Annotated in this window: 27 protein-coding genes; 23 read left to right on the forward strand and 4 right to left on the reverse strand. The window is 57.6% G+C overall.

The genetic code is table 11. From position 1 onward, the window contains the following. Positions 1 to 53: 53 nt before the first annotated feature. From HQ945_RS08940 to HQ945_RS08950, 3 genes are all read right to left on the reverse strand, one after another. On the reverse strand, positions 54 to 416 hold the full coding sequence (locus HQ945_RS08940; protein WP_174208004.1) for a hypothetical protein: 363 nt from the start codon (positions 414 to 416) through the stop codon (positions 54 to 56). A 121-nt stretch (positions 417 to 537) separates the two neighbouring features. Further along, positions 538 to 714: a hypothetical protein gene (locus tag HQ945_RS08945; protein WP_174208005.1), complete on the reverse strand. Its 177-nt coding sequence runs from the start codon at positions 712 to 714 to the stop codon at positions 538 to 540. Beyond that, on the reverse strand, positions 711 to 899 hold the full coding sequence (locus tag HQ945_RS08950) for a hypothetical protein (RefSeq protein WP_174208006.1): 189 nt from the start codon (positions 897 to 899) through the stop codon (positions 711 to 713). The genes HQ945_RS08945 and HQ945_RS08950 overlap by 4 nt, the downstream gene beginning before the upstream one ends. 211 nt (positions 900 to 1,110) lie before the next feature. Here HQ945_RS08950 and HQ945_RS23120 point away from each other — a divergent pair, with 211 nt between their 5' ends. From HQ945_RS23120 to gpt, 21 genes are all read left to right on the forward strand, one after another. Further along, positions 1,111 to 1,917, forward strand: coding sequence for a S24 family peptidase (locus tag HQ945_RS23120; protein ID WP_174208007.1), 807 nt, complete (start codon positions 1,111 to 1,113; stop codon positions 1,915 to 1,917). Positions 1,918 to 2,157: 240 nt separating this feature from the next. After that, entirely contained in the window at positions 2,158 to 2,706 is a 549-nt protein-coding gene (locus HQ945_RS08960) for a hypothetical protein (protein ID WP_174208008.1), read from the forward strand. Positions 2,707 to 3,352: 646 nt separating this feature from the next. Next, positions 3,353 to 3,580, forward strand: a complete 228-nt coding sequence (locus tag HQ945_RS08965; protein WP_174208009.1) for a hypothetical protein — start codon at positions 3,353 to 3,355, stop codon at positions 3,578 to 3,580. After that, positions 3,577 to 3,774 (forward strand): hypothetical protein, encoded by a 198-nt coding sequence (locus tag HQ945_RS08970; RefSeq protein WP_174208010.1) that lies wholly within the window; start codon positions 3,577 to 3,579, stop codon positions 3,772 to 3,774. Before HQ945_RS08965 ends, HQ945_RS08970 begins: the two co-directional genes overlap by 4 nt. Then, entirely contained in the window at positions 3,774 to 3,968 is a 195-nt protein-coding gene (locus tag HQ945_RS08975; RefSeq protein WP_174208011.1) for a hypothetical protein, read from the forward strand. The genes HQ945_RS08970 and HQ945_RS08975 overlap by 1 nt, the downstream gene beginning before the upstream one ends. A 106-nt stretch (positions 3,969 to 4,074) precedes the next feature. Then, positions 4,075 to 4,224 carry a hypothetical protein gene (locus tag HQ945_RS08980; RefSeq protein ID WP_174208012.1) on the forward strand — a complete coding sequence of 50 codons (150 nt, stop codon included), beginning with the start codon at positions 4,075 to 4,077 and terminating at the stop codon, positions 4,222 to 4,224. A 27-nt stretch (positions 4,225 to 4,251) separates the two neighbouring features. Continuing rightward, on the forward strand, positions 4,252 to 5,250 hold the full coding sequence (locus HQ945_RS08985) for a hypothetical protein (RefSeq protein WP_174208013.1): 999 nt from the start codon (positions 4,252 to 4,254) through the stop codon (positions 5,248 to 5,250). Then, entirely contained in the window at positions 5,250 to 5,492 is a 243-nt protein-coding gene (locus HQ945_RS08990) for a hypothetical protein (protein WP_174208014.1), read from the forward strand. Before HQ945_RS08985 ends, HQ945_RS08990 begins: the two co-directional genes overlap by 1 nt. Continuing rightward, on the forward strand, positions 5,489 to 6,418 hold the full coding sequence (locus HQ945_RS08995; protein WP_174208015.1) for a recombinase family protein: 930 nt from the start codon (positions 5,489 to 5,491) through the stop codon (positions 6,416 to 6,418). The genes HQ945_RS08990 and HQ945_RS08995 overlap by 4 nt, the downstream gene beginning before the upstream one ends. 1 nt (position 6,419) lies before the next feature. Beyond that, entirely contained in the window at positions 6,420 to 7,271 is an 852-nt protein-coding gene (locus HQ945_RS09000; protein ID WP_174208016.1) for a hypothetical protein, read from the forward strand. Further along, on the forward strand, positions 7,271 to 8,233 hold the full coding sequence (locus tag HQ945_RS09005) for a DUF5131 family protein (protein WP_174208017.1): 963 nt from the start codon (positions 7,271 to 7,273) through the stop codon (positions 8,231 to 8,233). The genes HQ945_RS09000 and HQ945_RS09005 overlap by 1 nt, the downstream gene beginning before the upstream one ends. Continuing rightward, a complete protein-coding gene (locus HQ945_RS09010) occupies positions 8,226 to 8,915 on the forward strand; it encodes a hypothetical protein (RefSeq protein WP_174208018.1) in 690 nt (229 codons plus the stop codon). Before HQ945_RS09005 ends, HQ945_RS09010 begins: the two co-directional genes overlap by 8 nt. Beyond that, positions 8,915 to 9,343 (forward strand): hypothetical protein, encoded by a 429-nt coding sequence (locus tag HQ945_RS09015; RefSeq protein ID WP_207719708.1) that lies wholly within the window; start codon positions 8,915 to 8,917, stop codon positions 9,341 to 9,343. The genes HQ945_RS09010 and HQ945_RS09015 overlap by 1 nt, the downstream gene beginning before the upstream one ends. Continuing rightward, entirely contained in the window at positions 9,343 to 9,813 is a 471-nt protein-coding gene (locus HQ945_RS09020) for a hypothetical protein (protein WP_174208019.1), read from the forward strand. Before HQ945_RS09015 ends, HQ945_RS09020 begins: the two co-directional genes overlap by 1 nt. Continuing rightward, a complete protein-coding gene (locus HQ945_RS09025) occupies positions 9,813 to 10,217 on the forward strand; it encodes an HNH endonuclease (protein WP_174208020.1) in 405 nt (134 codons plus the stop codon). Before HQ945_RS09020 ends, HQ945_RS09025 begins: the two co-directional genes overlap by 1 nt. 109 nt (positions 10,218 to 10,326) lie before the next feature. Then, positions 10,327 to 10,536, forward strand: coding sequence for a hypothetical protein (locus HQ945_RS23125; protein ID WP_174208021.1), 210 nt, complete (start codon positions 10,327 to 10,329; stop codon positions 10,534 to 10,536). Then, on the forward strand, positions 10,533 to 10,949 hold the full coding sequence (locus HQ945_RS09035) for a hypothetical protein (protein ID WP_174208022.1): 417 nt from the start codon (positions 10,533 to 10,535) through the stop codon (positions 10,947 to 10,949). The genes HQ945_RS23125 and HQ945_RS09035 overlap by 4 nt, the downstream gene beginning before the upstream one ends. A gap of 357 nt (positions 10,950 to 11,306) precedes the next feature. Beyond that, a complete protein-coding gene (locus HQ945_RS09040; RefSeq protein ID WP_246272628.1) occupies positions 11,307 to 12,254 on the forward strand; it encodes a tyrosine-type recombinase/integrase in 948 nt (315 codons plus the stop codon). A 262-nt stretch (positions 12,255 to 12,516) separates the two neighbouring features. Beyond that, positions 12,517 to 13,269: a competence/damage-inducible protein A gene (locus HQ945_RS09045; protein ID WP_091945753.1), complete on the forward strand. Its 753-nt coding sequence runs from the start codon at positions 12,517 to 12,519 to the stop codon at positions 13,267 to 13,269. Positions 13,270 to 13,378: 109 nt separating this feature from the next. Continuing rightward, the gene (locus HQ945_RS09050; RefSeq protein ID WP_027231555.1) at positions 13,379 to 14,221 is read left to right on the forward strand and encodes a universal stress protein; all 843 of its coding nucleotides are present in this window, start codon (positions 13,379 to 13,381) and stop codon (positions 14,219 to 14,221) included. A 145-nt stretch (positions 14,222 to 14,366) separates the two neighbouring features. Next, a complete protein-coding gene (gene gpt, locus HQ945_RS09055) occupies positions 14,367 to 14,864 on the forward strand; it encodes a xanthine phosphoribosyltransferase (protein ID WP_027231556.1) in 498 nt (165 codons plus the stop codon). 3 nt (positions 14,865 to 14,867) lie between these two features. Here the strand turns inward: gpt and corA are convergent, their stop codons facing one another. Beyond that, a complete protein-coding gene (gene corA, locus HQ945_RS09060; RefSeq protein WP_027231557.1) occupies positions 14,868 to 15,908 on the reverse strand; it encodes a magnesium/cobalt transporter CorA in 1,041 nt (346 codons plus the stop codon). 243 nt (positions 15,909 to 16,151) lie between these two features. On the opposite strand from corA, the gene HQ945_RS09065 reads away from it, so the two are divergent. Beyond that, positions 16,152 to 16,634, forward strand: a complete 483-nt coding sequence (locus tag HQ945_RS09065) for an NUDIX hydrolase (protein WP_027231558.1) — start codon at positions 16,152 to 16,154, stop codon at positions 16,632 to 16,634. A 608-nt stretch (positions 16,635 to 17,242) separates the two neighbouring features. After that, complete coding sequence (locus tag HQ945_RS09070; protein WP_113280675.1) at positions 17,243 to 21,040, forward strand: vitamin B12-dependent ribonucleotide reductase; 3,798 nt, start codon at positions 17,243 to 17,245, stop codon at positions 21,038 to 21,040. Positions 21,041 to 21,053 lie beyond the last annotated feature (13 nt).

The raw sequence follows: 21,053 nt of genomic DNA on the forward strand, positions 1-21,053 counted from the left end.
TTCTACGTTGTTGCCGCTTCTCCCATTCGAGCAGCAGCCATTCTCGAGCCCGCTCAAGCAGACTTTTGATGAGCCTCATTGGTGATCCTTAGTGTCTGCCGCTGCTCGCGCATCGCGTCGGCGGCCTTCTCATTTCGCTCGCACATATCCTCGTATGCGAGCATCAGTGACCGGTAGACTGAACCGGCCACGTCCTTCATCTCTGCAGTCTTGTATTGAAGTCGGTAGAGATAGCTTTCGGGAACGCCCGTCTTCTTTGAAAGCCGGTATCTGACGGGCCCGTCACGGTCCTTGCGACCGCGCCATTCGGCTTCCATCAGTGCATCAGCCCATTGTTTTGCTTCGGTTAACGCGGTTGTACTCATGCTGTCCTCGGAAATCCTTTTTCCGTTTTCGGAAACTCTTTTGCCGTACATTCTTCCCATCCTTCGATACGTTCTGAGGCGTACCTGGATGGGACTTTTGGAAGGAACTGAGATGAAGCTGCAGCGGACAAACGGTCGCCAAACTCAAAAGCCGATGCAGTTAGAATTGTTTTCACGGGCGGAACCTCGCCCGAGCAAAATGGAAAAGCCCGGCAACGGTGGCTACGGCCACCGCCAGCGGCCAGCAAATGACAACTGCCCCTTCACGCAGGCCGTAAGGCGCGTCCCTGCCCACCGCAGAAGCGGCCCCGATAACGCCTAAAAGATAGAGCGCGATCGACGTCATCATTTGGAATTCTCATATTCGGAAGGATCAATCTTGCGGACGTCAGAAGCCGCTCCGAACGTACCGAGTTGCTTGGTACGAAACTCGCGCGTGCCCTGCGGATCGAACCTTGCCGCCGCTCCTGTTCGGAGCCAGGCCGGCGCTTTTGCAGCGGCACGCGCCATTTTCTTCTGCGAGGAGTCACTCATGCGGCCGCTTCCGTAACCGGTCGAGAAACAGACGTGGGCCACTCCGCGCCGTCTGGCCAATTCTCGGAGAACCACAAGACAACTTCGTCGTACTTTTTCGCGGTGAAGGTCTTGCCTTCCCTAATACGAGTGAAGAACCGGCCATCGGAGGCGCAAAGCCGTCCGATGGTGCTCTCCTCGATCCTGCGAGACACACCGAAAGCCGAAGCCAGTGACAAAAGATTGTTTGAAAGCTCTGTTTCCATATCCAAAGCGTAGTGGGAAACTTCCCACCTATCAAGGGGAAATTTCCGATTTCACAAAATATGTGGAAATTTCCTATTGTCGCGACATCATGGATCTCAAAACGATTGTGGTTAACCGCTTGGAACAACTCGGTGTTGGCGCTGTAGAGGCCGCCACTGCTGCAGGCATTGAACGAACCTTCATTCGCGATATCGTTGATGACAAAAAGAAATCGGTTCGAGCTGACAAAATGGGGGCGTTGGCGCGGGCGTTAAAACTCAACCCAGAAGCGCTTATGCAAGGCGTGTTGCTGGCTGATGACGAGCCGGTCGAACACGCTTCCTATGTACGTCTCATGGGGTTCATTGGAGCGGGCGCTGTGATCGAGCCTGACTTTGAACAGACACCTCCGGAAGGTCTCGATCAAATCCATATAGAAATCCCGCTTCCTGGCGACATGATTGCATTCCAAGTGAAGGGCGTTTCGATGTTACCCCGTTATGACGAGGGCGACGTGATCATTGTTTGGCGGGAACAGAAGCGTGGGACCGACTCGTTCCTCGGCGAAGAGGCTGCAGTACGTACGCGCGACGGCCGAAGATTTCTCAAAACTATTCGTCGCGGCGAGAACGGCTATACGTTGGAATCGTGGAATGACCACCCCATTGAAAATCAAGAATTGGATTGGGTTGGCGAAATCTACGTGACGATTCGGGGCAATCAACTTCGGCGTATGGTGAAGTCCATGCATCGCCAAGGCGGTGTCCAAGGCCAATTGAAGCTGCGCGCCTAAATGGACCCGGTTCGTCTCATAGTCGTTATGGCCTTTAACCGCTCCGATGAGGGAGACCTCGTTCCTGCTTTTGAGGCTATGCAATTCGACAGTGAAGATCGCGCGATGCGCAGCGCTCGCGAGTTAGCGGGCAAGCATGACGGCGTTCTCGCCTGGGCGCGTGACGCTCAACCTGATGTAGGTGAATACGGGCCGCCGACGGTACTATTTCAGTCCGGCCACGTGCCGGAGATGGAGTAATTGGAGTACTTCAATTTTGGGGCTTCCGTCGTCAGCGCACTCGCGGCGGTTGCGGCCGCGATAATAGCGTGGAGAGTATATAGAACACAGAGTCAGGTCGATCGGCCAGCAGTTGAAGTCCAACTGGAACGGATCAATCGCCATATCATAAAACTCAGCGTCATAATTCTGAATCGATCCGATGTAGGGTTAAAGGCAGAGTCTCTAAGGGTTAAGTCCCCCAAGGAAGCCACCCTCGTCGCTGAAAACCTGGTAGGATCATTCAATGACATGGGAAATTGGATGGTCGATTTTGATGCGCTTGATGGAAGTAAATTTGATCGAAATACCACGATGAGTGTTTCAATAGGCCCCAGAGGATCGAAGGGTACCAGGTGGGGCGAAGGCGAACGACAACGCCAAGACCTGCTACTTTTTGTTCAGCCATCCAGTCGATCAAGAATTTTGTCCATGCGCTTGACTCTCGTTTCAATGGAAGCCGTCCAACGGCGAACCACGATCGCTATAACAAGAGCACTGGATGCAGAAAATAGCATTGCCGCCGATTGAATAATTCCTAACATCTGAGTTCTTCCTCTAAATTGTAGATATCGGATGCGAGTACGCGCGCATTTGGTAATTCTGAAACCTATGCACATAACATTCCTTTCTATCTCTTCTCGCTTCAGGGGATTTCTCAGGAACGATTAGGCTTTAAGGAAACGGCGTAGTAATCCCTTGGAGCCGGAATAATCCGACCCAAGGAAACTACACGTCTTCAGGACTCGATTGAGTATTCTGAGGTATCCGTGCATCCCCGCCAAGCCATATGTCGGCCCGTCCCACCTGCGGATCATGGTCGGCTTTTATTGGCTGGTGAGCCTCATGCGCCGGGACCGATCTCCCGTTGTCGTCGCGCCTTCCCTTCAACCTGATTGCCGGTTGACCGCTTGAGTCCCTTGCCTTCGACGCTGCCATGGACCGGCAAACCACTCCCCTACTGCACCTGCGTTGCAGACTTGTCCGCTTCGCCGTGAGGCCGTCCCTTTCAGGATAGGCGTTCCATGGAGACCACCAAAACGCATTCGGTGATTTCGCAGGCATAAACCCCATTGCGACTTAGCGTCAATAAAAAAATGGGAAACTTCCCACTTTTACGTTGACCAGTAGGAAATCTCCCACTATTGTAGGCCCATCAACTCACATGGGGCCGACGATGACCAACCCTCACCAATACCTCTTAGGAACGGCGTTTATCGTCGCCGCTGTCACTGCTTCGCTGCAGTTGAGCGGCTGCTCGACGATCGGCGACTACAAGCCCGACGCCAATGACAAGTGCATCGAGACCTATGTTTGGAACACGACTGCGAATAGCGGCGGCGGGCCATTGCTCTGCCCCGGCTGGTATCGCGAGCGCCAGGTTCTCGATGGGGTGAAGAAATGAGCGCCCTTCTCGCCAATGCGGCGTTTCACGCGATCAACGCGGCAGTTGAGCCTTCCTTGGAAGATCAGATCGCCGACGCCGAGGCCCGTATCTACATCGCAGAGCGTCGGTCTGACCCGTACATGCGTCAGCGCGAGATCGAGCGTTGGACCCGTCACCTGCGTCACCTCGAAGAAAAGAGGAGCGCGCTTTGATGGCCATGCAGAGGTTTCTACGCGAACGCGAAATGATGGAACAGGTCATCAGCAGCGAACAGAGCGGCCTAGCTGAACGTATCGAGGCGGTCGCCGTCCTTCTCCAGCATCCATTGGACAAAAACCTGCGCGTCGATCTGCACCGCATGTTTCTCGAATGGACTGACGAACTCGCATCGAGGAGCACCCACTGATGGAACTCCTCGCAATCCTTATCGCCCTCGCCGGTCTGTTCCCTGCGGTTGTTTTCGCAGGCGACGTGGACGCGGCTTACGAAGCTACAAAAATGGAGATCGACCAATGAACCGCCGGTTCGAGCAGCAGCACGATCGCATCCTTATCCACGAAATCAGAGAGAACCGCGCCCACCGCGTAGCATGGTGCTTTCACATCGCGATTGCGGTCATGGGGCTCTGCTTCATCGCCGGCTCGCTGGTGAAGATGCCGTAAGCCACCGCGCCGAAAAAGGAAATCAACATGACAGACACGTTTCAATCCATCGGTGGCCTTTCGGCTGTCGTCGTCACGCGCTGGGCGTGGTGGCAGGAAGCTTTGAAGGGCAGGTTCGGCCCAATCCACTCCGAGCCCAACCAGGGCTATTTCCGCACTCGCAAGAAGGATGGCCCATGGGAGCCGGTTGCCATCTGGTGGGATGAGGAGGTCGGCGGCTGGCTGGCATATCGCAATGGCCGCGACGTTCCCGCCGATGAGATTTGGACGTGGTGCTGCCGCAACCCGATCACCCATGAAGCCTATGAAAAGGCGATGGCCGGCGGCGGGTTCGACGACGAGCCGCAACAGGCCGCCGCTCCAGTCGGCCACAATTCCGCCGATGCCGATCCGTTCGAGGCGATCAAGATTGAACTCGCCGGCGAAAAGGAAATGGCCGAGTCCTTCCTCAAAAGCGAGGTGAAGACGCAGGCGCAAGCCGACAAGGCCGGCATCTGGGCGAAACGGATGACCGATCTTGCCAAGCGTGCCGACAACCACCGTGTCATCGAGAAGGAGCCGCACCTCGCCGCATCGCGAGAGGTTGACGATAAATGGCGGGATCCGATCGCCGATGCGAAGGACTTTGCGAACAAGCTCAAGCGCCACGTTGAGCCCTTTCTGATCTCCGAGAAGCGCAAGCAGGAGGAACAGCAGCGCAAGGCCCGCGAGGAGGCCGAGAGGCAGCGCCAGCAGGCGGCCGAGGCCGAGAGCGAGGAACAACGCGTCGAAGCGCTCCAGAAGGCGGAACAAGCCGAAAAGCAGGCCGAGACGCGCAACGCCAGCGCCGGCCGCACTGGTGCTCGTGTGTCGGTGCGGGTCGAGAAGGTCGGCGCCGTCACTGATTACGCCAAGGCCGCCGCCGCGCTCGTCGCCATGAACCATAAGGATATCCTGACGGTGATCGACACCCTAGCCCAGCGTGCCGCCAAGGCCGGGATGCCCTTCGACGGGATGGAAGTTAGGGAACAGGAGCGCGTCGTCTAATGATCATCGACCCCGATTTCCAAGATGGCTCTGAAACCATCGTCACCGTTCCAATGACCCTCAATCAAGCCGAGCAGTTGCAAGGCGAGTTGTCCGACCTTGCTTGCTGGGCTCGAGGCTACAACGCGGCTCTCGGAAATGATGATTACGACCGTCGCCCTATGGGAACGGAGGGAGTTACCGCCCTCAACATCGCGCTCAAAAGGGCAATCCGCAAAGCTACGGAAGGAAAAATGAAATGAACGCGTTAGTCGAACACGAATCCCCGAGACTTCCCTCGCTGCAGTCAGGCGGCCAGGTTCGAGCGATCGTCCCGCAGGACTTCGAAGGTGCATGGCGCATCGCAACAGCGGTCTGCAAGGCCGGGATGGCGCCGAAAGGGCTCGACACGCCAGAGAAGGCAATGGTCGCCATCATGCATGGAATGGAAGTTGGCATGACACCGATGGCCGCTCTGCAGTCGATCGCCGTCGTCAATGGCCGCCCAACGATATGGGGTGATGGGGCGATCGGCCTGGTGCGAGGATCCGGCAAGTGTGAATGGATCAAGGAGCGCATCGAGGGCGAAGGCGACAAGTTGGTTGCCATCTGCGAGGCCAAGCGCAAGGGCGAGGCAGACCCGCTCAAGGGCCGGTTCTCGGTCGACGATGCGAAAAAGGCTGGGCTCTGGGGTAAGTCAGGGCCGTGGCAGCAGTATCCGAAACGCATGCTTTCCATGCGCGCCCGAGCCTTTGCGCTCCGCGACGGATTTGCCGATGTGCTTCGCGGCCTTGGCATTGCCGAGGAGGTTCAAGACCACCAGCCCATTCGCGACGTGACGCCAGCCACGGCCCAGCGCACGCCACCTAAGCCGCCGGCGCCGCGCGCGATTGAACAGCAGGAGCAGCCCTCCACAGTCGTTGATGCCGAGATCGAGACCAAGGTCGAGGAGCGGGACTTCAACGGACACATCACCGAGGACGGCGAGATTATCGAGGACGGCGAGATAGTCGACGATACCGCGTTCTTCGAGCGCCTCGAGGAGGATCTGGCCGTCGCGCAGGACGAGGCAAGCATCGAGGAGGTCTGGACCGAAGCAGACCCAATGGCTCGCTTTGAAGGCGACGAGACCAACCAGTCGATCGCACTCGCGATCAAGAAGCGTGCCTTGAAGCGGATCGGAGGCTGACGTGACCAAGCATGAAGCCCCGCCGTTCAACATGGTGATCGAGGCAGGCCGGTTAATCCCGGCCACGCCATACGATGCCGAACGCCTCGACAGCTATCGCCGCGGCACCAGGGTGAAGGTTCGCTTTACCGAGGAGAAAGACCGCGTTCTCGTGCGCAAGTGGTGGACGATCGTTGGGAAAGCCGTGAAAGAGTGCAACACGCCTTGGAAGACGCGCGACGAGGCCAGCGAGGCGATCAAGCTTGCGCTCGGCATCGTCAACCTGGCGAAGACGGTCAGCGGCGCTTTCATGCAATATCCGAAGAGCCTCACCGAATTGACGGATCCTGAATTGCAGGAAGCCGTCGAGCAGATGATGGCGCTTATTCATCGCATCACTGGAGTCGATCCGGACGAGTGGCGTAAGCAAATTGGCGACCTCGGCCGTGATGACGAACCCAATATCGAACCGTCGGAGACTCCCCATGCCTCCGATGCAGGAAACGATGCTGCCCCAAACAGCGTCGTTTCCGACCATTCCGCGCAAGCGGCCACAGAGCCCGGCGATTCCTCGTCTCCTCCCACCGCGGAGTTGTCGGGCTCTACATCTTTAACCGATGAGGATAGGGACCATCTCCTCGCCTTCATCCGGCGATTGAAAGCCTCGATCGGCGACGACGAGACGGTTGTTCTCGCGACCGGACACAGCTTTGCGGCCGAAGGCAAGAAGTTCACTGACCTTGGCGCGGCCAAAGCGGCGTCGATCGTCAAGTACTTTCGCGCTGTATGCCGCAAGGAGATGGAGGCGGCTGACGCTATCGAATTGGCTTGTGGCATCGCTCAAGTCGACATCCTCGAATTGGGGATGATCTGATGGCCGAGAACACAGCAATTTCGTGGGCGACCCATACCTTCAATCCGTGGATGGGATGCACCAAAGTCTCACCGGCATGCGATGGCTGCTATGCCGAAGCTCTGATGGACAAGCGCTACGGCAAGGTCCAGTGGGGCCCGCATGGCGAGCGCGTCCGGACTGCGCCGGCAAACTGGAAGCAGCCGATCAAATGGAACCGCCAGGCAGAGCATGACGGAACGCGCCCATTCGTGTTCTGCGCTTCCCTCGCCGATGTCTTCGACAACCAGGTGCCGGCGGAATGGCGCCGCGATCTGTTTGACCTGATCCGGGCAACGCCGAATCTGGTTTGGTTGCTTCTCACCAAGCGTCCGCAAAACATCGTCAAGATGGTAAAGTTTGTTGGCTTCATGCCTTCCAACATCGCTTTCGGCACCACGATCGAGGATAGGCAGCGCCTCGAAAGCAACCTGCCTGCCCTCATTGTCGCTGGTGGGCTTCGTCCACTCTTCCTTTTCGCGAGTTGCGAGCCGCTACTCGGCGACCTTGGTGATTTGTCGCCGTGGATGACCGGTGACTCCCATCCGCAGCGACTTGCCGAGGGAGAGACCTTCGAGAAGGGTTTCAAGATCACCGCAGATGGTTGGCCGACATTGCCAGCCGTAGGGTGGTGGATCACGGGCGGAGAAACCGATCAGGGGGGCCATAGAGCGCGACCGACACATCCGGACTGGTTCCGAGCGATCCGCGATCAGGCTCTCGCCCATGGGCTCGCCTACCACCACAAGCAAAATGGCGAGTGGTCACCATTGCAAGCCAATGATGGTGAATGGCCAACCGACGAAGGGTCCTTCATTCGCCTCAACGATATGGGCGACCGCGCCGATGACGGATGGCCGATGCAGAAAGTCGGAAAGAAGTTCACGGGTCGATTGCTCGATGGCGTCACCCACGATGCATTTCCGGAGGTGAACCATGGCTGACCGACCAATCCTTTTCAGCGCGCCTACGGTCCAGGCATTGCTCGCCGGCCGGAAGACGCAGACGCGGCGGATCCTGAAGCCGCAGCCAAATATGCTGAACGGTGGCCGACCCTTGAACAACGGGCGAGGAGCCTATTCGACGGAAGCAGGATGGAAGCGCATCCGATTTGCGGTTGGCGACCGGCTTTATGTTCGCGAACATTGGCGCACGTTTGCCAGTCTCGACGTCACGCCACCTCGCGATCTGTGGTCACCTAACTGCGGCCATGGGGCCGGCATCCTCTATATTGCGGATGGCTTCGGACTCGCGGTTACCCGAGAAGGTGAGCGTTGGTCTGGCGATCGAGACGATCCAGCAGCATTCGGCAAGCATCGCCAAGCTATGCATATGCCGCGTTGGGCTTCACGCCTGACACTGCTTGTCACGGGTGTTCGCATCCAGCGCTTGCAGGACATCAGCGAGGAGGATGCGATCGCAGAAGGCGCGGAACTATCATCGGGTTTCTCGATGGTCAGCGGTGGCCAAATGGTGAAGATCGCGGCCGGGACGTACCTGTCACCAGTCGCCTGGTATCACTGGCTTTGGGATCAGATCAACGGCAAGGGATCATGGGAAGCAAACCCATGGGTGGTCGCTGTCACCTTTGATGTCCTCAAGCAGAACATCGACGAGGTGCGCTGATGGAGACGATCGAAAACCTTTTCGACCGACTTCGATACATGGGGTTCTCGGTTGAGCCGTGCGGTTCGCGCGTTACGTGCGATCCAGCGCCGATAGACACCGACCAAGATTATCTGGTCGAGGTCCAAAGTGGCGAGGCAATAGTTTCCTCACTTGTCATGGTTCTCGTCGACTTCGGTTTCAGATGGGAAGGCAATGAACATTATCAGGATGCCGCCCGAAACGACTTCATGTCCTGGCGGCGCGACGACATCAACCTGATCGTCACCGCAAACTATGACTTTGCGTCTCGCCATCGAGCCGCAACGCATGTGTGCACGCGGCTCAATCTCCAGAACAAAGACGATCGCATCGCGCTGTTTCAAGCCGTTCTCTACGGCAACAAATGGTCCGGAAAGAAAGCTCCAGAAGAGGATCTCGTATTCTGATGGCCTACTCCAAAGACACATCCGTATCTGTCGAGCGCACCGAAGGCGAGATCAAGTCGATTATTCGCAAGTATGGCGCGACAAGCTTTGCATCGTTCGAAAGCGGTGTGACGGCCATGATCGCCTTCGAAATGCAAGGCCGGCGCATCGTGTTCAAGCTGCCCCTGCCTGACAAGGATGCAAAGCAATTCCGGTTCACGCCTGGTCGAGGCTTGGCGCGAACCAAGGATCAGCAGTTGCTAGCATGGGAACAGGCTTGCCGATCACGCTGGCGGGCATTGTTGCTATCGATCAAAGCCAAGCTGGAAAGTGTCGAGGGGGGCATTGAGACGTTCGAAGATGCGTTCCTCGCCCATATCCAGATGCCCGATGGATTGTCCGTCTCGGAGCATGTGCGCCCGCGCATCGCGACCGCCTACGAAACCAATTCGATGCAGCCATTGTTGCCCGGCCCGCGGGGTGAGCAGTGATGGCCCGCCAAGTCGACGAGTGGATCGGCAAGACGGATGACACGAAGGCCCCGCCCCGCGTGCGCCAGCGCATCTATGACAGGGACAAAGGTGTCTGCCATCTCTGCAAACTGCAGATCAAGACGGGCGAGACGTGGCAAGCCGACCACGTCGTAGCCCTGATCAATGGCGGAAAGAACGCCGAGAGCAACCTCGCGCCGGCCCATTCTCATTGTCACCTCGGCAAGACAGCGTTGGACGTTAAGGAGAAGGCCAAGGTCGCCAAGGTGCGCGCCAAGCATACCGGCGTCACTCGGCCGAAGGGCTCGGTCAAATCCGCCGGGTTCGCCAAGGTCGTTAAGACCAAGCCGGCTCACACCAAATCCCTCCCGCCTCGCCGTTTATTCGAAAGGATCGAACCATGATGTACGGGCAGCGTTTTAAAGGCTGGCTCGCCGACTTCACTGTTATCGCCGGGCCGCTCGTTGTCGTCGGCCTTGTCCTGCTGGCTGTTTTTGTGAGGTGCGTAGGGTCATGACCCGCTGCCGATGGATACGCGATCCAAAGGTTCCTGGGGGAAGGTTCCTTGTCCCCGGATGTTGGAACCGCGTCATCCATGGCGACTGCGCTGACTGCCATTGCGTCGGCTTCGATGCAGCAGAGGCAGAGACGTTTGAAGAAAAGGTCGAGCGCGCGCTTGAAGACATTGTTGACCGCATCAAGAAATTGGAAACCCGCCCATGACCAGGATTCAACTTCGCCATGAAACAATGAGCCCGATATTTGACAAGTGGCATGTCGGAGGCACACCCTTCCCCGCGGTCTTCCATCGCTTCACCGAGCCGGATCAAGGAGATCCCCATGATCATCCCTTCGCGTTCCGCTCAATCATCCTACATGGCGGGTACGTTGAGGAGGTGTTCGATCCTGAGAGCGGCTTGGTCGACGTCATTGCTCGGCCACCGGGTGATAGTTTCAGGATCGAAGCCACCCACATCCACCGGATCATTTCTCTTCCCGCCGGAGAGTGCTGGACGCTGATGCTGCCCGAGAAATGCGAACGCACTTCCTGCTTCTGGCAGTTTCGTGATGACGGCGCCTACTTTCGTAAATGGCACGACGAGGCGTGGACGGCCCATCGAAAGGGTGCAGCATGAGCCAACAAGCACCATATTGGCCCGCTGCCATGCCACTGCACCAGGCGGCGGCATATTGCGGCCTATCCGTAGACACATTCAAGGAGGTCTGCCCCGTTAAGCCTCTTTCATTCACGCAATCCACACGCGGCGATCGATATCTTCGCGCCCGGCTCGATGAATGGATGGACAGTCTCGATACAAACAAGTCAAAGTCACCCGTCAAGTCGTTCGGGGACATGTTCAATGGTGGTAAGAGTGAAGCTTACCGGGCTTAACGTTCGCCAATCTCGGGGTAAATGGTACGTGTCCCTAAGAGCGACAGGTGACAGCCTTTTAAAGGGCTTCGAGGGCTCACGGGACCAACTTGACAAAGCCATGGCCACGCCGGCTTTCCTTCAGGCCTATAATGCCTCAAAGGCACGCGATCGGCGCCCCGTCTATGCTGAGGGCACTCTTGGTGATCTGATCAAATGGTTTCAGGAAGAATGCCCACGCTGGGACAAACTGTCCGAAGCGAGCAAAGAGGACTACACGAAGAGTTTCAAGTATCTGGAACCGGGCTACGAGTTCGCAGTCAAAGACCTGACTCCGCCTGACATCTACACATTGCGCAACAAGGCGGCCAAAGCCAAATGGGGCCGGTTTGCGGACAAACTCGTCACTCACCTCTCTACGATCTTCAAGGAAGCGGCCAAGGTGGGGAAGATCGCCACGAATCCCGCCGCTGGTGTCGAGAAGCTGCACAAGGCTGATCCGAACGCCAATCATGAGTGGAGAATGGAAGAGGTGGCAGTCGCCCTCGCTTTTGCGCCCGATTATCTCATCACCCCCCTTATGCTCGCCCGCTTCCAGGGATTCCGCGGCCAGACGATCGCAGCTATGACATGGGCGTCATACATCAGGGATAACCAGTTTGGGCGCGCGTTTTCCGTCGACCTGCGCAAGAACAATCAAATGGATTCGTGGTTTCCCTGCACACCTGAGATGATGTCCCACTTGGAGGCCGTCGCGCGTCCATCAACCTTCATTTGCGTGAGTAGCGATCGAAAGCCATGGAAGGACGAGAAGGCTCTCCAAGGGGCTGTCAGCGCCTATCTGTCAGCCTTGAAGGAAGAAAATCTGATCAGGGAAGGCTGCACCTTGCACGGCCTTCGGGTGACATACGCTGCCGACATTCGCCGGCGAGGACACGACAAGGGGATGGTGGCGGATGCGCTTGGGGATAAGTCGGAGAGGATGGGCGCACACTACACCCGGCATGTCGAAAAAGAGGCGAGTCTTATCCGCATCTTTGACCGGAAAAACGGTGTGCAAAACAGCTAGTTTTCCATCGTTTTTGATCGACTTTTTCCCTAGGGGTGGCGGAAAAACCGTAATTAAATCAATAAGCGTGAAGTATTTTAAGTCCCTTGCGTCTACCAGTTTCGCCACGTCCGCGCGCTTTGCTTTTCGACGGTTCAGGCGATTCAGTCAATCGTTGATTTGCCCTCGCCGGCCTTCCAAGGGAAGAGCAACGACGCCCATCGGAAATGGCTTGCCGCAGGCCCCGCCTGCAATTACCGTCGCCGTCCGATAGGAGAATCTGATGTCGAACGAAGTCGTGACCGCTGCCATGCTTGCCATCGGGGATGAATTGCTCTCCGGCCGGACAAAGGACAAGAATATCGGCCATCTCGCCGATATCCTGACAGCGGTCGGCATTGACCTTGAGGAGGTGCGCATCGTTCCCGACGAGCAAGACCGCATCGTCGAGGCGCTGAATGCGCTGCGCGCCCGCTATGACTACGTCTTCACCTCCGGCGGCATTGGTCCAACGCATGACGACATCACCGCCGATGCCATCGCCAAGGCATTCGATGTGCCGTGCGAACATGATGCCAGGGCCATGAAGATCATGGGCGACAATTATGCGGCGCGCGGCATCGAGTTTACCGAAAGCCGCCAGCGCATGGCCCGCATGCCGCGCGGATCAGAGCATATCGCCAATCCGGTTTCAACGGCCCCAGGCTTTCATATCGGCAATGTCTATGTGATGGCGGGCGTTCCATCGGTTTTCCAGGCCATGCTCGATAACGTCTTGCCGACTTTGCGTGTCGGCCAGCAGTTGCTGTCGCGCTCGGTGAATTGCCCGTTTGGCGAAGGAACGATCGCCACTGCCCTGCGCGATATCCAGGCCGCCCATCCCGATACGATCATCGGGTCCTATCCGAAATATGAAAATGACAGGTTCTCGACTGAACTCGTCATCCGGGCTCGCGATAAGGAAAAACTCATCGCTGCGGAAACCGCGGTCAGGAATATGGTCGAGGGCCTGTCGGCGTCGCAGCTTGGACGCTGAGACACATCGAATTGACGCCAGCCTACGGAAAACGCAAAGAAATTCTTGTGTTTAAGGGGTATAATACTGTCAGATGCGCCGGGCGGCGCAAGATATGATGGAGACCACCATGGCATTTCGCACGATCATCGCATTCATTCGCAGCGAACGTGAAGCAAAGAGAGTGATCGATGCCGCAAGACTGATTGCTTCGTCGAGCGAGCGAACCCACATTATTGGTCTCTATACGATCCCTTCGCCGATCGTTTACGCCGATCCTACCGGCTTTGCCGATACGACGCTGTTCGAAGCGCATGAGCAGCGGCACAAGGAAAATTCCGAGGCGATCACCAAGCTTTTCAATGCCGAAATGGGGCGCGGCAAGATCAGCCATGAATTTCGCATCGTGCGCTCGGAAAGCAGCAGTCCTTCCGCCGGCGTCACGCAAAGTGCATTGCGCGCCGATATAATCATTGCTGGCCAGCCTGACCCGAACGATCCCGACAGCGTCAACGACGTCACCGATCCGCTTGTGATGGAAAGCGGCCGGCCGGTGCTCTTCGTTCCCTACAAGGTCAGCATCCCGGAACGGATCGACCATGTGGTGCTCGCCTTCAATGGCAAGCGCGAGGCGTCGCGCGCCGCGTTCGATGCGCTTCCCCTGCTTCTCAAGGCGCACTCCGTCGATATCCTGTGGATCGATCCCAAGAAGCCGCTCGATCCCAGCCTCGAAATCCCGGGCACGCCGCTTTCCGATGCGTTGCGGCGCCACGGCGTCAACGTCACGCCCCACATCGTCGATTCCCATGGCGAGGCCACCGACAAGGTGTTGCGTCGCCGCATTGCCGAGACCAATGCATCGCTGTTCGTCATGGGTGCCTATAGCCAGTCGCGCCTGAAGGAATGGGTGTTTGGCGGCGTGACAAGTTCGATCATGGCGGACATGCCCTGCCTGACGCTGATGTCGCGCTAGCGCCCGCAATACACATATTTCGAGTACTCGCGATGGGCCAACATCGCATGCCGCTTGCCATCGGCCGGCATTTGCCGCTATTGCGAAATGCATTCCGAGCGGATTTCCGCTATTTTATCGATCCAGCCTTATTGGAGTGCGCGCCATGTCCCTGCCCGACAAAGCTTTTCCGGTCTCCTGGGACCAGTTTCATCGCGACGCGCGCGCCCTCGCCTGGCGCGTTGCCGGGATGCAGCGGGAATGGCGCGCCATGGTGGCGATCACGCGCGGCGGGCTTGTGCCAGCAGCGATCATCTGCCGCGAACTCGGCATAAGGATGATCGAGACAGTCTGCATCGCCTCCTACCATGATTATGACGAGCAGGGCGATCTCAAGGTGCTGAAGGATGTCGATGCGCGGCTCCTCGAAAACGAGGGCGAAGGCATCCTCGTTGTCGACGACCTCACCGATACCGGCAAGACGGCGGCGATCGTCCGCTCGATGATGCCAAAGGCGCATTTCGCCACTGTCTATGCCAAGCCCAAGGGCCGCCCGCTCATCGATACGTTCGTTACGGAAGTCTCGCAGGATACCTGGATATATTTCCCCTGGGACATGGGCCTGACATATCAGGAACCGATAACCAAGGGACACCGTGGCTGATCGCTAGAGCCAGCCGCTCTTGCGGAACCGCCAGAAGAGAATCAGGCACACGCACAGCATCAGCGCCATGATCCAGTAATAGCCGTTGGGCGAGTCGAGTTCGGGCATGTATTTGAAGTTCATGCCGTAGATCCCGGCAATTGCAGTCGGCACGGCGAGGATTGCCGCCCAGGCAGCAAGCCGCTTGGAAATAATCGTCTCCTGGCTTTGACCGACAAGCAAGCTCGCCTCGAAGGCGAAGGCGAGAACCTCGCGCAAACCGTCGATCTTTTCCTGCACCGTGCGCACATGGTCTGTCACATCGCGAAACAGGGGCTGCATCGCAGTCTGTATCTGCGGCAGGTCCGTATTGCTGAGCCGCCCGCATACATCGACCAGCGGACCAATGGCGTTGCGCAGGCGCAAAAGATCGCGCCGAAGCATGTAGAGCCGCTCGAGATCGCTGCTGGTCATGGGCTTGGTCAGGACGCGATCTTCGATCGACTCGACCTCGTCATGGATCGACTCGAGCACCGGCATGTAATTGTCCACGATGAAATCGAGAATGGCGTAGAGGATGAAATCCTCGCCCTTGGCCAGGGCATAGGGCGAAGTTTCCCAATGTTGGCGGACGGCCGTATAGGACGTTGAAGGTCCGTGACGGACGCTGACGAGATAACCCTTGCCGACAAAGACATGGGTCTCGCCGAAAGCCACCCGGTTGTCGATGAGTTGCGCTGTGCGCGCCACCACGAAAATGGCATCGCCATATTGCTCGAGCTTCGGCCGTTGGTGTGCGTGCTCGGCATCCTCGATCGCAAGGCTATGCAGGCCAAACTGGTTCTGTACCCGGTGCAGGAGTTCGCCGTCAGGCTCGAGCAGCCCGATCCACACCACATGTCCGTCTTTCTTGGACCAGTTGCCCGCCTCATCGATCGGAATATCCGCAATCCGCTTGCCATTGGCGTAAACACACGAGGCAATGACGCTCGAACGGCCGGTGTCCGCGGTCGAAGTGTGCGAATGAGGTAAATCGTGCTCGAAAGACGAATGTTGGGAAACCATTGCACCTCCGATCGCGTTGAACGACAGATTATCGCGTGTAGCGATCCCTTTCCAGTTATCACTTGGTCGTGTGATTGGTTTGCGCTGCAATTAGAATGGTGGAGCGTGAGATTTTTGCACTGCTGTTCAAAAAATCGTCACAAGTGGCGTATAAGCAACCTGTAGTTGGGCCGAAACACTTGTGAATTCGGAGAATCGGTCCACATTAGTAGAAAATAGTAAGACTAAAGTACGAGCGGACCATTGAACGTAACCTACCTGGATGAGATCGTGACCGACAAGCGAATTGAATTGCCAAACGGCAAAATTCGCCAGGTGGCGGCGCTTGTCTATCGTACGAAGAAGAGCAAGACCGAAATCTTGCTGGTTACGAGCCGGGGTACCGGCCGCTGGGTGTTGCCCAAAGGCTGGCCGCAGGTCCGGAAGACTTTCGCTCAATCCGCACGCACCGAAGCCTATGAGGAAGCGGGCGCACGCGGCGATGTCGCGCCCTTCTCCATCGGCACCTACACCTACAAAAAGAGCGACATGTGCGACGGCGAGAATGGCGACTTCATTGTCGACGTTTTTCCGATGCATTTTTCCCGGCAGGAAAAGAACTGGCCGGAGCGCGGCCAGCGCCGCATCGAATGGATGAGCGTCGCCGCAGCAGCAGAATGCGTCGACGAGCCGGAATTGCGCGAGCTCATCGCCAGCTTCGATCCTGCAATCCTGGATCTTCACTAGTTTCAAGCTCGCTGATTCCGCTGACTTGACGATCGTCGTCGTTTTTCGCGACTTCCACAGGCGTTTTTTTCCGCAAGGTTCTCCCCGTTATCCACATATGTGACACACAAGATATTGCGGTCACAAATATGTAAAAAACTATGCCTTGACGCTCACGCCCGAGTCATTTTTTATGATCGACGGCGTTGCGTTGGTGGCGTGGCCGGCGTGTCTGTTACCGGTCTTCTTACCAGTTTATGCAGGTTTTTCCGCAGCTTGGCCTGTTGTGCCAAGGCGTCGGCGAAGCTGTGCCCGGACGGACAACTTCTTTGCATCTGCTGGCAGATATTTCTTGGGTAAACGGCAATTTAACACTATATTTAGTGTTTACAGGGTACAGTGAATACCAGATAGTGTGAACACATCATAAAAGATGAATCACACGACAGGCGTCAAAAAAAGGGCCGCCAGGCCCGGAAATCATGCGGGCGACTGCGCCGATGACGGGTCGAGGAAATTCGGCTGGCTCCAGACCGCTGGAGCCGGATAGGGCGGACATGTGTCCATAGCTGCGCGTCTCTTCACAGAGAGCCCGATGGACACTATATATAGAGACAAGGACGAGAGAGATGCGGATAGAACGGCGTTTTACCAAAGACAATCAGTCAGCCTATGCGGACATCGAATTTCGTGTAGCGACGAGTGAGATCAAAAACCCTGATGGATCCGTCGTGTTCCGTCTTGAGAATATCGACGTTCCGGCCCAGTTCAGTCAGGTGGCTGCCGATATTCTGGCCCAGAAATATTTCCGCAAGGCCGGCGTGCCGGCCAAGCTGAAGAAGGTCGAAGAGAACAACGTTCCGTCATGGCTCTGGCGTTCGGTCGCCGACGAAGAGGCGCTCGCGGCATTGCCCGCTGATGCGCGCTATGGTTCGGAAATGGACGCACGCCAGGTCTTCGACCGGCTTGCCGGCACCTGGACCTATTGGGGCTGGAAGGGCAAATACTTCGACAGTGAGGAAGATGCCCTCGCCTTCCGTGACGAACTTGCCTACATGCTCGCGACCCAGCGCGTCGCGCCCAATTCCCCGCAATGGTTCAACACCGGCCTGCATTGGGCCTATGGCATCGATGGTCCCGGCCAGGGTCATTATTATGTCGATCCCGAAACCGGCAAGCTGACAAAATCAAAGTCCGCCTACGAGCATCCGCAACCGCATGCCTGCTTTATCCAGTCTGTCGCCGACGATCTCGTCAATGAAGGCGGCATCATGGATTTGTGGGTGCGCGAGGCGCGCCTGTTCAAATATGGCTCGGGCACCGGCTCGAACTTCTCCTATCTGCGCGGCGAAGGCGAAAAGCTTTCGGGCGGCGGCCGCTCATCCGGCCTGATGTCGTTCCTGAAAATCGGCGACCGCGCTGCCGGCGCCATCAAGTCGGGCGGCACGACGCGCCGCGCCGCTAAGATGGTCGTCGTTGACGTCGATCATCCGGATATCGAGGAATATATCGACTGGAAGGTCAAGGAAGAGCAGAAGGTTGCCGCGCTTGTAACCGGCTCGAAGATCGTTCGCCAGCACCTGACCGCGATCATGAAGGCTTGCGTCAATTGCGAGGCCGACAATGGCGATTGCTACGACCCGACCAAGAATCCGGCGTTGAAGCGCGAGATCAAGGCCGCGAAGAAGAACCAGGTTCCGGAAAACTATATCCAGCGGGTCATTCAGTTTGCCCGGCAGGGTTACACGGACATCGACTTCAAGACCTACGATACGGATTGGGATTCGGAAGCCTATCTCACCGTTGCCGGCCAGAACTCCAACAATTCGGTTTCGCTGAAGGATGAGTTCCTGCGCGCAGTCGAAGGTGATGGCAACTGGAACCTGACCGCCCGCAAGGACGGCAAGGTTATGAAGACGCTGAAAGCCCGCGACCTCTGGGAAAAGATCGGCTACGCCGCATGGGCCTCGGCTGATCCGGGCCTGCATTTCAATACGACCATGAATGATTGGCATACCTGCCCTGCGGCAGGGCCGATCCGCGCGTCAAATCCGTGCTCGGAATACATGTTCCTTGACGATACGGCCTGCAATCTCGCCTCGATCAACCTCCTCACCTATCGCGGCAAGGACGGAAAGTTCGACGTCGTCGGCTACGAGCATACAGCCCGTCTGTGGACCATCGTCCTCGAAATCTCGGTGATGATGGCGCAATTCCCTTCAAAGGAAATCGCACGGCTCTCCTACGAATACCGCACGCTCGGCCTTGGCTATGCCAATATCGGCGGCTTGCTGATGACCTCCGGCATTCCTTATGACAGCGCTGAAGGTCGCGCCATCGGCGGTGCCCTCACCGCGATCATGACCGGCGTTGCCTATGCGACCTCAGCCGAAATGGCGAAGGAGCTCGGCACTTTCCCGGGCTATGCGCCGAATGCCGCCAACATGCTGCGCGTCATTCGCAACCATCGCCGCGCTGCCCATGGCGAAACCCAAGGCTACGAGGCGCTTTCGGTAAACCCGGTCGCCCTGATCGCTATCGACTGCCCTGACCAGGACCTGATTGCCCACGCGAAATCCGCCTGGGACCAGGCCTTGGCGCTCGGCGAGAAGCATGGCTATCGCAACGCCCAGGCAACCGTCATCGCACCGACCGGCACGATCGGCCTTGTCATGGATTGCGACACCACCGGTATCGAGCCCGATTTCGCCCTGGTGAAATTCAAGAAGCTTGCCGGTGGCGGCTACTTCAAGATCATCAACCGCGCCGTACCGGAAGCCCTGCGCACGCTCGGCTATACGGAAAGCCAGATTGCCGAGATCGAGGCCTATGCCGTTGGTCATGGCAATCTCAACCAGGCGCCCGGCATCAATCCCGGCTCACTGAGGGCGAAGGGATTTACCGACGAGATCATCGCCACGTTGAACACTGCGCTGAAGTCGGCCTTCGACATCAAGTTCGCCTTCAACAAGTGGACGCTGGGTGAAGATTTTGCCAGGAACGCTCTCGGTTTCACCGACGAGCAGCTCAACGATATTTCCTTTGAGATGCTGCCGGCTCTCGGCTTCTCGAAGAAGGAAATCGAAGCCGCCAATATCCATGTCTGCGGTGCAATGACGCTCGAAGGCGCCCCCTTCCTGAAGGAAGAGCACTATCCGGTGTTCGATTGCGCCAATCCCTGCGGCAAGGTCGGCAAGCGTTTCCTCTCGGTCGACAGCCACATTCGCATGATGGCCGCCGCCCAGCCGTTCATTTCCGGCGCGATCTCGAAGACGATCAACATGCCGAATGAAGCAACGGTCGACGATTGCAAGTCCGCCTACATGCTCTCGTGGAAGCTGGCGCTCAAGGCAAACGCACTCTATCGCGACGGTTCCAAGCTTTCGCAGCCGCTCAATTCCTCGCTTATCGCCGATGAGGACGAGGATGAGGACGATGCAGTCGAGGCGCTGATCGAGGCACCAACCGCGGCACGCGCCGTGCAGGTTACCGAAAAGATCGTCGAGCGCATCGTCGAGAAATATATCCATGACCGCGAGAAGCTGCCCAACCGGCGCAAGGGCTACACGCAGAAGGCAGTTGTCGGCGGCCACAAGGTCTACCTGCGCACCGGCGAATTCGACGATGGCCGTCTCGGCGAAATCTTCATCGACATGCACAAGGAAGGCGCCGCCTTCCGTGCAATGATGAACAACTTCGCCATCGCCATCTCGCTCGGCCTGCAATATGGCGTGCCGCTCGAGGAATATGTGGAAGCCTTCACTTTCACCAAGTTCGAGCCGGCTGGCATGGTTCAGGGCAATGATGCGATCAAGAACGCAACATCGATCCTCGATTATGTCTTCCGCGAGCTTGCCGTTTCCTATCTCGACCGTCACGACCTCGCCCATGTCGATCAGTCCGACTTCTCGAACACTTCGCTCGGGCGTGGTATTTCCGAAGGCAAGGCGGAACCGGTATCGAAGGGGCTGACGCGCGGCGCTTCGCTGAAAGTGGTCTCGCCGGGCAAGGCGGACCCAAAGGGTTTTAGCAATGCAGGGGGTCAGGGTGCGGTAAGCGCTCCGAAGGCAGCTGCGTCATCAAATGTCACGACCCTTGCCGCCCGCTCCGCCGTCGCCGTCGCTGCCAAACCGGCCATCGCCGCAGTCAGCGAGGAATCCTCGGCCTTCAAGCGCGATTATGAAGAACGCGCCAAGGGCGAGGCCGAGGCCAGCGCCGCTTCCGCGCTCTTCGAGAACGAGGATGCAGAAGCTGCCGCCGAGGAAGCCAAGGCCGAAGCAAAGAAAATTATGTCGGACCGGCGCATCAAGTCGATGATGCAGGGCTATACAGGCGACAACTGCTCGGAGTGCTCGAACTTCACGATGGTGCGCAACGGCACCTGCCTGAAGTGCGACACATGCGGCGCAACCAGCGGCTGTAGCTGATAAGCGCAGCGCG

It is taken from the genome of Phyllobacterium pellucidum (genome assembly GCF_013327855.1).
Taxonomy (GTDB): domain Bacteria; phylum Pseudomonadota; class Alphaproteobacteria; order Rhizobiales; family Rhizobiaceae; genus Phyllobacterium; species Phyllobacterium pellucidum.